Here is a 13937-nt window from a genome sequence, read left to right on the forward strand (position 1 = left end):
GCTCGCGGTCCCCGGCACGCACGCCCGCCGCGTTGTCGTCGGTCGCCAACGCTCCGCGTTGTCTCCCTCCTCAGCCTTGCGGTCGCACGCACCAGACCCCGCTCCCTGATCCGGCCTGATCCAAACGACAGGCCCTAGCCGGCGGCGGCGCCGTAGTTCTTCTCGATCTCGTCCAGCACCTTGCCCGCGCCGGTGTAACCGATGCCCAGCATCCACACGTTGTCGTCGACCTTGAACACCTTCCCGGACTTCACCGCGTCCAGGTTCTTCCAGAGCGGGCCGCCGATGATGTCGGTCTCGTTGGCCTTCTTCGCGTCACCGTAGGTGGAGTAGAAGACGACGTCCGCGTTCGCCTCGTCCATCTTCTCCGGGCTGACGTCGAGCGAGAAGCCGGTCTTGTCCTGGTTGGCCGGGCGGCCGACGCCGAGGTCGCCGTAGATCGAGCCGACGAACGTGTCGTTGAGGTAGAGACGCGTGTCGGCGCCCTCCACGAAGCGGACGAAGCCGAACGTGGTCTTCTTCGCCGCCTCCGGGCCGCCGAACGTCGTGGTCAGCTCCTTGACCCGGGTGTCGTAGGCGTCGGCGATCGTCCTGGCCTCCGCCGTCTTGCCGAGGGCGTCGGCGTGCAGCTCGAAGTTCTCACGCCAGTTGGGGCCCGTGGTGTCGGAGAAGACCGTCGGGGCGATCTCCGACAGCGGCTTGTAGTTCTTCTCGTCGCGGACCTTGCTGCTCAGGATCAGGTCGGGCTTCAGGGCGGCGATCGCTTCGAGGTTCGGCTCGGCGATCAGCCCGACCGACTTGATGTCCCCCAGCTTCTCCTGCGGCAGATAGGTGGAGAACGGCGTGTCCGCGACGGCCGTCGTGGCACCGACCGGAGTGATCCCGAGCGTGATCGCGGAGTCGAGCGCGTCCGTGTCGAGGACGACCACACGCTTGGGGTCCCGCGGTACCTTCACCTCGCCCATGGCGGTCGTGACGGTGTGCGTCCCTCCCGGCGCGGCCTTGTCCGAGGACTCGTCGCCGTCGCCACCGCACGCGGAGAGTGAGACGGCGAGCGCGGTGGCCGCGGCGGCCACGCCGATACGGCGGGTGAGGTGTGTGGACACGGTGGGCAAGCCTCCTGACGACCGCCCGGAGTCGGCCCGGACGTAACTAAGGCAAACCTAACTATAGCGGGACCGGCCCAACAAGTTCCGTACATCACGGTCCAGTCACAGGGCCCGCCGCCGGCGCCGGAGCCCGCTCCGAAGGAGTAGGGCGGGCTCGCACGTACCATCGACGGGTATCCGACCCCCCGGACGACCGGCCGGCCCGACGATCCGGACCACGAGCCGCGACGGCGCACGGACCGACCGGCCCCGCCTGGGGCACCCAACTCGACCTGGGCGAACGGGCCGCGGGCCCCCTGCACCTGCGGCTCGTTCGGGCCCTCCGGGCGGCCGTCGTGGACGGCCGTATCGCTCCCGGCAGCGCTCTGCCGCCCAGCCGGGCGCTCGCCGCCGATCTCGGCTGCTCCCGCTGGGTGCGTGTGCGTGTCCGTGTTCCTCGGGTCACGCTGGGCGCCGGTCGGCACGGTGTACCGGTCCGATCCACGGATGAAAAACCACTCCGATTCGCGGCTTGGGAGCCAATCCCGCTCCGCACGCGTCCCCAGAGGCAAGACGGCTGAATACCCCCACAGTTCGAGGAGAGACGAGCGTCATGGACTTCGCCACGAATACGCCGACGAACACACCGGTCGAGACCACGCTGGGCGAGCAGCTGCTCCTCCTCTCGCTGGACGACGAGTCCGGGGCCGAGAAGGAGTCGATGAACGTCTCCTACGCCATCGCGGCGGCGTCACTGGTCGAACTGGTGCTGGCGGGCCGTGTCGAGGTGAACGAGGACCAGGTCACCGTCCGCGACGCGGCGCCCCTGGACGACCCCACCCTGGACGTGGCGCTGGCCGACATCTCCGGCGAGGACAAGCGCAAGCCGCGCAAGACGAAGGAGTGGATCGAGCACCTGAAGAAGGGCGCGGTGGCCGGGACGACCGGGAACCTCGTGGCAAAGGGGCTGATCCGCGAGGAGAAGAAGAAGGTGCTCGGACTCTTCCCCGTGCGCCGCTACCCGGAGGCCGACGGCTCGGTGGAGTCGGCGCTGCGGCAGCGGCTCGACGAGGTCGTGATGCGCGGGGCGGCTCCGGACGAGCGCACGGCGAGTCTGGTGGCCCTGCTGCACGGGGCGAAGTTGCACGGACTGCTTTACGAGAAGCCGCAGTTGGCGACCGCCAAGGTGAACATGGAGAAGGTCGCGCACGGCCAGTGGGCGGGGCCGGCGGTGCGCCAGGCGGTCAAGGCGGCCGAGGACGCGCTGACGGCGATCGTCCTGCTGACGGTCGTCACGACGACCGTCCTGTGACCGGCCGAGGCGGCCTCACCAGCCCTCTCACCAGCCGGTGAAGACGAGGTGGTTGACCAGCAGGGCGACGGCCGCCTGCCCGGCCAGCCACCATCGCCGGCGGCCCGGAAGCAGGGCGGTGGCGGGGATCAGCCACAGCATGAACGGCAGCCAGATGCGTTCCGTCTCCGCCTTGCTCATCCCGGACACATCCGCGGCGACGATCGCGAGCGCCGCCGCCAGGACGAGAACGGCCAGGCGAAGCGTGGGAGTTGAGGCCGCTCGGGCGGGTCGGACCCTCCGTACGGCGCGGGGCGCGAGCACGAAGACGCGGCCCAGACCGGCCGCCGTCGCGAGGCCGACGGCCAGGGTGGTGGCGGCGAGGTTCCCCCAGATCCAGTACCAGTACGGGCGCACCCCGCCCGCGCCCTGGTAGTAGCGCACGACCAACTCGTGGTACGCCTCCCACCAGTTGAACCCCGCGAGCGTGAACGCCACCGGCACGACCAGGGCGCCCGCCAGCACCAGGGGCAGCGGACGCGCGGTGCGGGCCAGGACGAGGATCCCCAGGCCGGGGAGCGCCATGAGCGTCAGGCCGTACGAGAGATAGCACGTCCATCCGTACAGCAGCCCGGCGCCCAGCGCGGCGGCGGCCGGGAAGCGCGCCGTACGCGTCGCGGCGAGCGCGAGCAGGGCGAGCGACCAGGCGGCGACGCCCGCGAAGTAGCCGTCGGCCGACGTGCCCACCCAGACGGCGGCCGGGGCCAGCGCCAGGAAGGGCGCCGCGCGGCGCGCGGTGCGCTCGTCGGTCAGCGCGCGGAGCGTGACGAGTACGGCGGCCACGGCCGAGCCGCCCACCACGATGCACCAGACCCCGGCCCACGAGCCGCCGCCGAGGCCGATCCGGTCGAGCCAGACGAAGGTGAGGGTGGCGCCCGGCGGATGACCGGCGACATGGGCGGGCCAGTTGCCGGGCGGGCCGATCACGATGTGGTCGCTGAAGCCGCGCAGCGTCGCGCCGATGTCGGAGAAGCGGTCGATGACGGTGAGGTACTCGTTCTTGGTGGTGAGCCGGCGCGCCACGCCCCAGTGCCACCCGTCGACGAGCGCCAGCGAGAACGTCCAGGCCAGCGCGGCGGACCAGGTGGTGAGGAGGAGCGCGCGCCACGGCAGCCGGGCGGCGAGACCGGGGCCGTACGCGACGATCAGGACGGCGACGGCGAGCGCGGCGGGGGTGCCGGGGCCGACGCGGGGGTCCCAGGTGCCCAGCAGCGGCGGCCAGTTGACCTGGAGGCTGCCCTCGGCGCGCTGGATCGCCCCGCCGACGAGCGCGGCCGTGGTGACGAGCGCGAGGCCGACGCCGGCGGCGACGAGATCCCGGCGGTGCGGGCGGCCGGTGCGTTCGTGTCCGTGGACGTCCGCGTCTTCGGCCGCGTCCGCGTCCGGGTGCGCGCCGGTGGGTGTGTCCGTGCCCGTGTCGCCGAGTGGGTGTCCTCGTTCATCTGTCTTCACCCCGGCACGTTATGCAGCGGGTGGCGCGTTCCGGCGGTACGGCGGCGCCACGTCACCATTTCGTCAGAAGTCGTACCGCCTCCCGGGCGGGTGCGCGGGTTTACGGTCGCGGTATGGACCACCCCCCACGGCTGTCGAAGCGCCCCGTCGGCGCACTGCCACCGCTGCCGACCGACCCCACCTTCTGGCGCAGTCCGGTGCGCGGTGTCCGGTTCACGGCGGTGCTCGGACTCGTACTGCTGGCCGGACTCACCCTGCTGTTCGTGACGGGTCTGCTGTCGTACGCGGCGTACAACCCGGATCTCGCGTCCGTCAACGACAAGACCCCGGACCGCGGATGGCTCGGCTTCTACCTCTTCGACTGGCCGACCCACCCGTACTGGCTCTACCGCCTCATCCAGGGGCTGCACGTCACGGTGGGCATCGCGCTGATCCCGGTGCTGCTGGCGAAGCTCTGGTCGGTGATCCCGAGGCTGTTCACGCTGCCGCCGGTCACGTCGCTCGCGCACGCGCTGGAGCGGATCTCGCTGGTGCTGCTGGTGGGCGGCGCGCTGTTCGAGTTCGTCACAGGCGTGCTCAACATCCAGTTGGACTACCTGTTCCCCGGGTCCTTCTACCGGCTGCACTTCTACGGGGCGTGGGTGTTCTTCGGGGCGTTCGTCGCGCACGCCGCGCTGAAGATGCCCAAGGCGCTGCGGGCCATCCGGAGCGGGGAGCTCCGCTCCGGGAGAACCGGCGGCGGTACGGGGGCCGGGGCGCACCGCGCCGCGGGGACGGAGGACGACCTGGCGTCCCCGGCGCCCGCGCCGCCGACCCTCTCACGGCGCGGCGCATTCGCCGTCGTCGGCACGGGATCGCTGTTCATGCTGCTCACGACGGCGGGCCGGAGTTTCGACGGTCCGCTGCGCCGTACCGCGCTGCTCGCCCCGCACGGCTGGCAGGACCCGGGAGGCGGCCCGAACGGCTTCCAGATCAACAAGACGGCGGCGGCGGTCGGGGTCAGGGCGGCCGACACCGCCGGGGACCGGTGGCGGCTGGTCGTCAGCGGCCCGGCCGGGGACGTACGGCTCTCGCGCGCGCAGCTCCTCGCGATGGACCAGCACACCTCCGAGCTGCCGATCGCCTGTGTGGAGGGCTGGTCGACGTCGAACCAGTCGTGGCGCGGCGTACGCCTGCGGGACCTCGCCGCACTGGCCGGGTATCCGGCCGACGCGCCCGGTGTGTTCGTGGAGTCCCTCCAGGCCCGCGGGAGTTTCCGTTCGGGCGCGCTGCGCGACAACCAGGTGCGCGACGGGCGTTCGCTGCTGGCGCTCCGGGTCAACGGCGCGGACCTGTCGCTCGACCACGGCTTCCCGGCGCGGATCATCGTCCCGGCCGCGCCCGGGGTGCTGAACACGAAGTGGGTCACCAGGCTGACGTTCGGAGCGCTGTGATGAATCGCCGGAACCGTACGGGGCGCGCCATCGAGCGCCGCGTCCTCAAGGACCGCTCCCTCCAATACCGCTCGCTGCTGGGCAGTCCCCTCCAGATCGTGCTGCTGCTCGCCACCCTCGCCTTCGTGGGATATGTGGGAGTGCGCCTGCTGGTGGGCGAGACGTTCCTGATCGTGGTCTGGTTCGTCGGCGCCGCGCTCGTGCACGACCTCGTCCTGGTGCCGCTCTACACGGCGGCCGACCGGACGGTGACCGCCGCGCTGGGACCACGGCGCCGGCTCGTCAACTACGTACGTGTACCGGCCTTCCTGTCGGGGCTGCTCCTGCTGGTGTGGTTCCCGATGATCACGGGGCGGGTGAGGCGCTACGAGCCGTACGCCGCCCTGTCGCCCGACGGGTTCCTGGCGCGCTGGCTGCTGGTCACGGCCGCGCTGTTCGTGTGCTCGGCGCTCTGTCTGGTGACGCGCGCGGTACTGCGGCGCAGGGCGACGAAGGGGCGGCCCGCCGCCTCCCACTGATCGACGGGCTGCCAGCCGATGGCCCGGCCGTACCGGAGCAGCGCCGGGGTGCCGAGCCGGGCCCACGGGAAGTGCGAGCCCGTGGCGCGGGCTCCGTCCGCCGGGGGGTGGCGCCCGTCGTCCACCCGTACGCGCACCCGCTCGTCGATGTCCACGGGCGCGGTCTCGGCGATGATCAGCCCGCCGTGCCTCAGCAGTCCGGCGGCCCGGCGGAGCAGTCCTGCCGGGTCCCCGCCGATACCGATGTTGCCGTCCACGAGCAGGACGGTGCCCCAACGTCCCTCGCCGGGAAGGGGGTCGAAGACGGAGCGGTGCAGGGCGGTGCCGCCGAGCCGCAGCGTGCGTTCGACGGCAGCCTCGCTGACATCGACGCCGAGCGCCTGCCGCCCGCGCGCCGCGAGCGCGGCGACGAGGCGGCCGGGGCCGCAGCCGATGTCCAGGACGGCGCCCTCGCAGCGGTGCAGGGCCGAGAGGTCGGCGGCGTCGGCGCGGGCGCACCAGCGCTCGACGTCCAGGGGCAGCAGCCAGCCGTCCGTACGGCGCAGGAAGAGCGGGCCGCGGCCGGCCCGGAGGGCGTCGGCGTACGGGTCGGTGCTCCAGGCGGCGGCCTCGGTGCCGGTGTCCGCTGTGCCGGTCGCCGGGGCGTCGGTGCCGGTGTCCGTGGTGCTCACCGGGCGCCCACCGGGGTGAGCCGGCGCAGGGTGGCGGCGAACTGCCCGTCCGGGGCCGCCGATGCGACGTACTCGGCGTCGGCCGCCGAGTCCACGTCGCGCAGCGGCGGCAGATCGCGCACGGTGAACCCGGCGCGGACGAGACGGCGGCGCTGGACGGCGCCGGTGTCGGGTGCGGACATGGGCACCCCGCGAATGAGGTCCGGCGGGGCGGACTCGGGGGCGGCGAGGCCCAGCGCCCAGAAGCCGCCGTCGTCGGCGGGTCCGAACCAGGCGTCGCAGCCGTCCCAGCCGGCCGGACCGAGCGCGGGGGCCAGCAGGTCGGGGGTGATCTGCGGGGTGTCCATGCCGACGAGGAGCGTCGGCCCCTTACAGCTTTCGAAGGCGGCGGCCAGCCGCTCGTCGAGCCCGCCCGCGCACTGCGGCACCACGTCGATGCCGGGTGGCAGCCAGGGTCCCGGGCGTCCTTCGAGGACCAGGACACGGCGCCGGGCGGGGAGGGCGCGGACGGTCCGCAGGGTGTCGGCGAGCGCGGCCTCGGCGAGGCGGGCGGCGTCGGCGGGGGGGAAGGGCGGGGTGAGGCGCGTCTTGACGCGGCCGGGGAGGGGTTCCTTGGCGATGACGAGCAGGGTGGTGGTGGGGGAGGTCACTTGGCGGCCTCCGCGGGAGCGTTCGGGACGGTGTTCGGCGCGGTGCTCGTGCGCCGTAGGGACTGCGCGGGGGGCCGGCTCAGCACGGCGCGCATGTCGCGTACCGCGTGCCAGGTGCCCCGCCAGGTGCCGGTGACCTTGGACCTGCCCGTACGCGGTCGGTAGGGCACGTCGGCCTCGTTGACCCTCAGTCCGGCGTCGGCCGCGCGCACCACCATCTCCAGCGGGTAGCCACTGCGCTGGTCGGTGATGCCCAGCGCCAGCAGGTCCGCGCGGCGCGCGGCACGCAGCGGGCCGAGGTCGCGCAGCGTCACGCCGGTGCGGCGGCGCAGCATCCGGGAGAGGGCGAGATTCCCGGCGCGGGCGTGCGCGGGCCAGGTACCGCGGCCCTGCGGGCGACGGCGGCCCAGCATCAAGTCGGTCTCTCCGAGGGCGACTTGGCGTACGAAGCCGGTGAGGAGACCGGGGTCGAGGGAGGCGTCGCAGTCGCAGAAGCAGACGTACTCGGCGTCGGACGCGAGGAGGCCCGCGTGGCAGGCCGCACCGAACCCCCGTCGCGGCTCGTGGACGACGGTGGCGCCGAACGAGCGTGCGACGTCCGCCGAGCCGTCCGTGGAGCCGTTGTCGACGACGATCGCGCGCCAGCCGACGGGGATGTGTTCCAGCACCCATGGCAGCGCGGCCGCCTCGTCGAGGCAGGGCAGAACAACATCGGCGGTAAGATCAGAGAGGTTGGTCACGGCGCTCACCCTACGGATCGTAAGGCCGCATAACGGACTTCTGGACCTTACGAAACACGGACGTTCGGCCGATCCGGGCGCTCGGGCGGTCTCTCGCGCGGGGCGCGGTGCGAAGGTGGACGTATGCAGAGCAATCCCATCGGCGGCGACGCCGGCCACGGCGCGAACGGGCAGGCACCCGCCCATGTCCTCGTCGTCGACGACGATCCGACCGTCGCCGAGGTCGTCGCCGGCTACCTCGACCGGGCCGGTCACGACGTCGCACGCGCCGCCGACGGCCCGTCCGCGCTCGCGCGATTCGCCCGCAGACGGCCCGACTTGGTCGTGCTCGACCTGATGCTGCCCGGCATGGACGGCTTCGAGGTCTGCCGCCGGATGCGCGAACAGGGCGGCCCGGTACCGGTGATCATGCTGACGGCGCGCGGGGACGAGGAGGACCGCGTACTGGGGCTGGAGACGGGCGCGGACGACTACGTCACCAAGCCCTTCAGCCCGCGGGAGTTGGTGCTGCGCGTCGGGTCGGTGCTGCGCCGGGCGCGGCTGCCGGTGCCCGTGCCCGGTACGTCGCCGGCGGCGGGCGTGCTGCGTACGGCGGCCCTCTCCCTGGACCCCGCGGCGCGGCGCGCCACCCGCGAGGGCGCCGAACTGGCGCTCACCCTCCGGGAGTTCGACCTGCTGGCCTTCTTCCTGCGGCACCCGGGGCGGGCGTTCTCGCGCGAGGAGCTGATGAGCGAGGTCTGGGGCTGGGACTTCGGAGACCTGTCGACGGTCACGGTCCATGTCCGCCGCCTGCGCGCCAAGATCGAACACGACCCGGCGCGGCCGCGGTTGATCCAGACGGTGTGGGGGGTCGGTTACCGCTTGGCGGAGCCGGAGGACATGGCTGCGGGCGGGAGCGCGGGTGCGGGCGCCGGGCGTCCGCCGCAGGACACCCGGCCCGCACCCGGCGCGGAAGGCGTCCCGGACATCCCGGCCGGCGCCTCGGCGTCCTCGCCGGACACGCCGCCCCGGTCACCGGACACGCCGCCCCGGTCACCGGACCCGTCACCCGGCTCGGACCCGTCACCCGGCTCCCGGAGGTCCGCCCGGCCATGAAGGACATGCTCCTCATCGCTCTCATCGCGTTTCTCGGCGCCGCGGCCGCGGGCCTCCTCGGGGCCCTCACGCTGCGCCTGTTCCGGCGCCGGTCGCTCGTGGTGTCCGTGACCGTCGTCGCCGCCGTCGCCGTGACCGCGATGCTCGCCGGGACGCTCGCCGTCGCCTGGGCGATGTTCCTGTCACCGCACGATCTGAGCGTCGTCACCACGGTCGTCGCGATGGCCGCCGTCGTCTCGCTCGTCACCGCCGTCCTCCTCGGCAGATGGATGGTCGCCCGCAGCAGGGATCTGACCCTGGCCGCCAGGTCGTTCGGCGACGGCGGGGTCTTCGCCGCGCCCGTCGAGCCCGCGACCGCCGAACTGGACGCGCTGACACGCGAGCTGGCGGCCACGAGTGCCAAGCTCGACAGCTCGCGTGAGCGTGAACGCGCGCTGGAGACCTCGCGGCGCGAACTCGTCGCGTGGATCTCGCACGATCTGCGCACGCCCCTCGCCGGGCTGCGCGCCATGTCGGAGGCGCTGGAGGACGGCATGGCCGCCGACTCCCCGCGCTATCTGCGGCAGATACGTACCGAGGTCGAGCGCATGAACGACATGGTCGGCGATCTCTTCGAACTCTCCCGGATCCACGCGGGATCGCTCACCCTGACCCCCACCCGTATCTCGGTGTACGACCTGGTCGGCGACGCCCTGGCCGGCGCCGATCCGCTGGCGCGCGAGCTGGGCGTACGGCTCGTGGGCGACCGGATCGACGCCGTACCGGTGGAGGTCGACAGCAAGGAGATGAGCCGGGTCCTCGGCAATCTGCTGATCAACGCCATCCGCCGGACCCCGGCCGACGGCACGGTCGCGGTCGCCGCGCGGCACGGTCAGGGCGGGGTGGTGCTCTCGGTGACCGACGGCTGCGGCGGAATACCGGAGGAGGACCTGCCGCGCGTCTTCGACACGGGCTGGCGCGGCAGCGACGCCCGCACACCCCCGGCCGGCGCGGGCCTCGGACTCGCGATCGTACGAGGCATCGTGGAGGCCCACGCGGGCCGGGCGGCGGTCCGCAACGTGGCGGGAGGCTGCTGCTTCGAGGTGACGCTCCCCGCCGCCTGATCCGAGCCGCGCCATACGGAGCGGGGAGCGCGTCACGGCCGGGCGCGCCCCGCCGCCCGGACACGCCCGGCGCCCCCGGTCACCGCGCCCTGCGGCGAGCGCTCCGTACGGTTCGTCCATGACTCCCCCCGGTTCACCTTCTCGCCCGGCCCTCGGCTTCCACGAACTGCACCACCGCACCGCGCCCTTGGTCCTCCCCAACGCCTGGGACGTCCCCTCGGCCCTCGCCTTCGTCGACGCCGGGTTCGAGGCCGTCGGCACGACGAGCTTCGGTGTCGCCTCCGGGCTCGGCCGTCCGGACGGCGGCCGGTCGACGCGTGACGCGAACGTCGCGCTGGCCAGGGCCCTGGCGCCGCTGCCGGTGCACGTCAGCGTGGACATCGAGGACGGCTACTCCGACGACCCGGACGAGGTCGCCGCGTACGTCTCCACGCTCGCCGCCGCCGGTGCCGACGTCGCGGACGTCGCGGGCGTCAACATCGAGGACAGCACCGCCGAGACGCTGATCGACCCGGCCGCGCACGCCGCGAAGGTCGCGGCGGTGAAGCGGCGCTGCCCGGAGGTGTTCGTCAACGCCCGCGTCGACACGTACTGGCTCGGCCAGGACGCCACCGTCGACTCGACGCTCGAACGCGCCGCGCGTTACATCGAGGCGGGCGCGGACGGCGTGTTCGTCCCCGGCGTCACGGAGCCCGGCGTACTGCGCGAACTGGCCGCGGCCGTCACCGTCCCCCTCAACGTCCTCGCCGTCCCCGCCCTCTCGCTCACCGAACTCGCGGGGCTGGGCGTCCGCCGCGTGAGCACGGGGTCCCTGCCGTACCGCGCCGCGCTGCACGCCGCCGTGCGGGTGGCGGACACGGTACGGGGTGGTGGCGGCGCCCTACCCGAGGCGACGCCGTATCCGCAGCTACAGGCGCGGCTCGTCGACTACGCGTCCCGGCTCGCGTAGCGGCGCGGTCGCGAACTCCGCCATGCCGTCGGCGAAGCCCACCTCCGGCTTCCAGCCCAACTCCTCGCGCAACGCCCGCGAATCTGCGGTGACATGGCGTACGTCCCCGAGCCGGTACTCGCCGGTGACGACGGGCGCGGGCCCGCCGTGCGCCGAGGCCAGCGCGGCGGCCATCTCGCCGATGGTGTGCGGCTCGCCGCTGCCGGTGTTGTACGCGGCGAAGCCGGACGGCCCGCCCGCGCACACCGCGTCGAGGGCGGCCACGTTGGCGGCGGCCACGTCCCGTACGTGCACGAAGTCCCGCCGCTGACCGCCGTCCTCGTAGACGCGGGGCGCCTCGCCGCGCGCCAGCGCGGAGCGGAAGAAGGAGGCGACCCCCGCGTAGGGGGTGTCGCGGGGCATGCCGGGCCCGTAGACGTTGTGGTACCGAAGGGACACCGCCCGCCCGCCCGTGGCCCGCGCCCATGACGAGGCCAGGTGCTCCTGCGTGAGCTTGGTCGTGGCGTACACGTTGCGGGGATCGACGGGCGCGTCCTCCGCCACCAGCCCCGGCACCAACGGCGAGCCGCAGTCGGGGCAGTTGGGCTCGAACCGCCCGGCGTCCAGATCGGCGGCCGCGCGTGGTCCCGGCCGGACCACGCCGTGGCGCGGGCAGTCGTAGCGCCCCTCGCCGTAGACGACCATCGACCCGGCGAGCACCAGCGCCGGCACACCCGCGTCGGCCATGGCGGCGAGAAGCACCGCCGTGCCGAGGTCGTTGCACCCCACGTACGCGGGCGCGTCGGCGAAGTCCTTGCCGAGCCCGACCATCGCGGCCTGGTGACAGACGGCCTCCACCCCGGCGAGCGCCCCCGCCACGGCCTCCCGGTCCCGCACGTCCCCGACGACCAGCCGCTCCCCCTCCCGCGTCGGCCGCGGTGGGGCCCCGCCGTGCGCGGAGGGCAGCAACGCGTCGAACACGACGGCCTCATGGCCGCGCGACACGAGGGCGCCGACGACCTCCGATCCGATGAACCCGGCTCCGCCGGTGACAAGTACACGCATGGGGCCCACGCTAGGCGCGCGATCACGCAGTGGTCGGTACCCGCCACGGCATGTCACGGGACCGTAAGATCACGCGCGCGTCAGTCGAGCGGCAGCACCCTTCGAAGGAGATGTTGATGGAGTACTTCGACCTCGGGACTCTCACCCGGCCCGTGTCGACGCGTTCGGCCGACGCGCAGCGCTGGTTCGACCGCGGGCTGGCGTGGACGTACGCGTTCAACCACGAGGAGGCCGTCCGCTGCTTCGAGGAAGCGGCGGGTGCCGATCCCGGCTGCGCCATGGCGCACTGGGGCATCGCGTACGCGCTGGGGCCCAACTACAACAAGCCCTGGGAATCGTTCGACCCGCTCGACCTGGAGCGGACCGTCCGCAGGACCCATGCCGCCGTCGAACGGGCCCGCGCCTCCTCGGCCGGCGCGACCGACCTCGAACGCGCCCTCATCGAGGCGCTCCTCGCCCGCTACCCGCGATCACAGGCCCCGGCGGACTGCTCGGTCTGGAACCTGCCCTACGCCGAGGCCATGCGCGGCGTCTACGAACTCGCGCCCGACGACCCCGACATCGCCACGCTCTACGCCGACGCGCTGATGAACCTCACTCCCTGGCGGCTGTGGGATCTGCGTACGGGCGAGCCCGCCGCCGGCGCCCGTACGCCGGAGGCCAAGGCGGTCCTCGACCGGGCGCTGCTGAGCGGGGCGGGGGCCGACCACCCCGGCGCCCTGCACCTGTACATCCATCTGATGGAGATGTCCCCGACACCGGAGGACGCGCTGGTGGCCGCCGACCGGCTGCGCGGGTCCATGCCCGACGCGGGACACCTGCACCACATGCCGTCACACCTCGACGTCCTGTGCGGTGACTACCGGCGCGTCGTATCGGCCAACAGCGAGGCCATCAGGGCCGACGAGCGGTACCGGCGGCGGGCCGGCGCGATGAACTTCTACACCCTCTACCGCTCGCACAACTACCACTTCAAGATCTACGGCGCGATGTTCCTGGGACAGTCCCGGACGGCCCTGGAGACCGCGGCACAGCTCGAAGCCTCCATCCCCGAGGAGCTGCTGCGCGTGCAGAGTCCGCCCATGGCGGACTGGCTCGAAGGCTTCCTGGCCATGCGGGTGCATGTGCTCATCCGGTTCGGCCGGTGGGCCGACATCCTCGCCCTGCCGCTGCCGGCCGACGCCGATCTGTACCGCGTCACCACCGCGATGATCCGCTACGCCTGGGGAGTGGCGTACTCGGCGACCGGACGGATCCCCGAGGCCGAGACCGAGCGCACGGCCTTCCACCTCGCCGTCGAGCGGGTGCCCGAGAGCCGGATGCTGTTCAACAACACCTGCCGGGACATCCTCGCCGTCGCGTCGGCGATGCTCGACGGCGAACTGCACTACCGCGAGGGCGAGTACGACCTGGCGTTCGCCTCGCTGGAACGCTCGATCGCGCTCGACGACAGCCTCCCCTTCGACGAGCCCTGGGGCTGGATGCAGCCGACCCGCCACGCGTACGGGGCCCTGCTGCTCGAACAGGGCCGCGTCGCGGAGGCCGAAGCCGTCTACCGCGCGGACCTCGGCCTCGACGACACACTCCCCAGACCCTCCCGGCACCCCGGGAACGTATGGGCGCTGCACGGATTCCACGAGTGCCTGGTACGGCTCGGCAGGACGGGCGAGGCCGAGATCGTGTCCCACCAGCTCACGGTCGCGACCGCGCTCGCGGACGTCCCGATCAACGCCTCCTGCTTCTGCCGCCTGAACACGCCGGGCCCTTCGGACACCTGCTGCTCGACCTGAGCGGCCCGGCGTTGTCAGACCCGTGGTGCAGGATCGGCGCATCGGCTTTTCGA

Annotated in this window: 12 protein-coding genes and 1 pseudogene; 7 read left to right on the top strand and 6 right to left on the bottom strand. The window is 73.1% G+C overall.

The features are described 5' to 3' along the window. Window positions 1-134 precede the first annotated feature (134 nt). Window positions 135-1106, bottom strand: coding sequence for an iron-siderophore ABC transporter substrate-binding protein (locus tag SSPS47_RS17710; protein WP_164251945.1), 972 nt, complete (start codon window positions 1104-1106; stop codon window positions 135-137). A gap of 275 nt (window positions 1107-1381) precedes the next feature. On the opposite strand from SSPS47_RS17710, the pseudogene SSPS47_RS35480 reads away from it, so the two are divergent. Both SSPS47_RS35480 and SSPS47_RS17720 read left to right on the top strand, forming a co-directional pair. Continuing rightward, window positions 1382-1522: pseudogene (locus SSPS47_RS35480) on the top strand (GntR family transcriptional regulator); the annotation flags it as partial. Window positions 1523-1701: 179 nt separating this feature from the next. Beyond that, window positions 1702-2400 (top strand): GPP34 family phosphoprotein, encoded by a 699-nt coding sequence (locus SSPS47_RS17720; protein ID WP_164251946.1) that lies wholly within the window; start codon window positions 1702-1704, stop codon window positions 2398-2400. A gap of 27 nt (window positions 2401-2427) precedes the next feature. Here the strand turns inward: SSPS47_RS17720 and SSPS47_RS17725 are convergent, their stop codons facing one another. Next, complete coding sequence (locus SSPS47_RS17725) at window positions 2428-3891, bottom strand: hypothetical protein (protein WP_239064948.1); 1464 nt, start codon at window positions 3889-3891, stop codon at window positions 2428-2430. Window positions 3892-4004: 113 nt separating this feature from the next. Here SSPS47_RS17725 and SSPS47_RS17730 point away from each other — a divergent pair, with 113 nt between their 5' ends. Further along, window positions 4005-5324, top strand: a complete 1320-nt coding sequence (locus SSPS47_RS17730) for a molybdopterin-dependent oxidoreductase (RefSeq protein ID WP_164251947.1) — start codon at window positions 4005-4007, stop codon at window positions 5322-5324. A gap of 364 nt (window positions 5325-5688) precedes the next feature. Here SSPS47_RS17730 and SSPS47_RS17740 read toward each other — a convergent pair whose 3' ends face one another. From SSPS47_RS17740 to SSPS47_RS17750, 3 genes are read right to left on the bottom strand one after another with little or no spacing between them, the layout of a single operon-like run. Beyond that, the gene (locus SSPS47_RS17740; RefSeq protein WP_239064949.1) at window positions 5689-6513 is read right to left on the bottom strand and encodes a methyltransferase domain-containing protein; all 825 of its coding nucleotides are present in this window, start codon (window positions 6511-6513) and stop codon (window positions 5689-5691) included. Further along, entirely contained in the window at window positions 6510-7163 is a 654-nt protein-coding gene (locus SSPS47_RS17745) for a DUF2064 domain-containing protein (RefSeq protein WP_239064950.1), read from the bottom strand. Before SSPS47_RS17745 ends, SSPS47_RS17740 begins: the two co-directional genes overlap by 4 nt. Then, window positions 7160-7903, bottom strand: coding sequence for a glycosyltransferase family 2 protein (locus SSPS47_RS17750; RefSeq protein ID WP_164251948.1), 744 nt, complete (start codon window positions 7901-7903; stop codon window positions 7160-7162). Before SSPS47_RS17750 ends, SSPS47_RS17745 begins: the two co-directional genes overlap by 4 nt. A gap of 123 nt (window positions 7904-8026) precedes the next feature. Between SSPS47_RS17750 and SSPS47_RS17755 the strand changes: the two genes are divergently transcribed. The 3 genes from SSPS47_RS17755 (at window position 8027) to SSPS47_RS17765 (ending at window position 11050) form a co-directional block, all read left to right on the top strand. Beyond that, window positions 8027-8998: a response regulator transcription factor gene (locus tag SSPS47_RS17755; protein ID WP_164251949.1), complete on the top strand. Its 972-nt coding sequence runs from the start codon at window positions 8027-8029 to the stop codon at window positions 8996-8998. After that, entirely contained in the window at window positions 8995-10101 is a 1107-nt protein-coding gene (locus tag SSPS47_RS17760; RefSeq protein ID WP_164251950.1) for a HAMP domain-containing sensor histidine kinase, read from the top strand. Before SSPS47_RS17755 ends, SSPS47_RS17760 begins: the two co-directional genes overlap by 4 nt. Before the next feature lie 118 nt (window positions 10102-10219). After that, on the top strand, window positions 10220-11050 hold the full coding sequence (locus SSPS47_RS17765) for an isocitrate lyase/phosphoenolpyruvate mutase family protein (RefSeq protein WP_164251951.1): 831 nt from the start codon (window positions 10220-10222) through the stop codon (window positions 11048-11050). Here SSPS47_RS17765 and SSPS47_RS17770 read toward each other — a convergent pair. Next, complete coding sequence (locus SSPS47_RS17770; RefSeq protein WP_164251952.1) at window positions 11009-12094, bottom strand: NAD-dependent epimerase/dehydratase family protein; 1086 nt, start codon at window positions 12092-12094, stop codon at window positions 11009-11011. The two genes, SSPS47_RS17765 and SSPS47_RS17770, sit on opposite strands and share 42 nt — an antisense overlap. Before the next feature lie 116 nt (window positions 12095-12210). Here SSPS47_RS17770 and SSPS47_RS17775 point away from each other — a divergent pair, with 116 nt between their 5' ends. Continuing rightward, a complete protein-coding gene (locus tag SSPS47_RS17775) occupies window positions 12211-13884 on the top strand; it encodes a hypothetical protein (protein WP_164251953.1) in 1674 nt (557 codons plus the stop codon). Window positions 13885-13937: the final 53 nt, after the last annotated feature.

The organism is Streptomyces sp. S4.7, assembly GCF_010384365.1.
Taxonomy (GTDB): Bacteria; Actinomycetota; Actinomycetes; order Streptomycetales; family Streptomycetaceae; genus Streptomyces.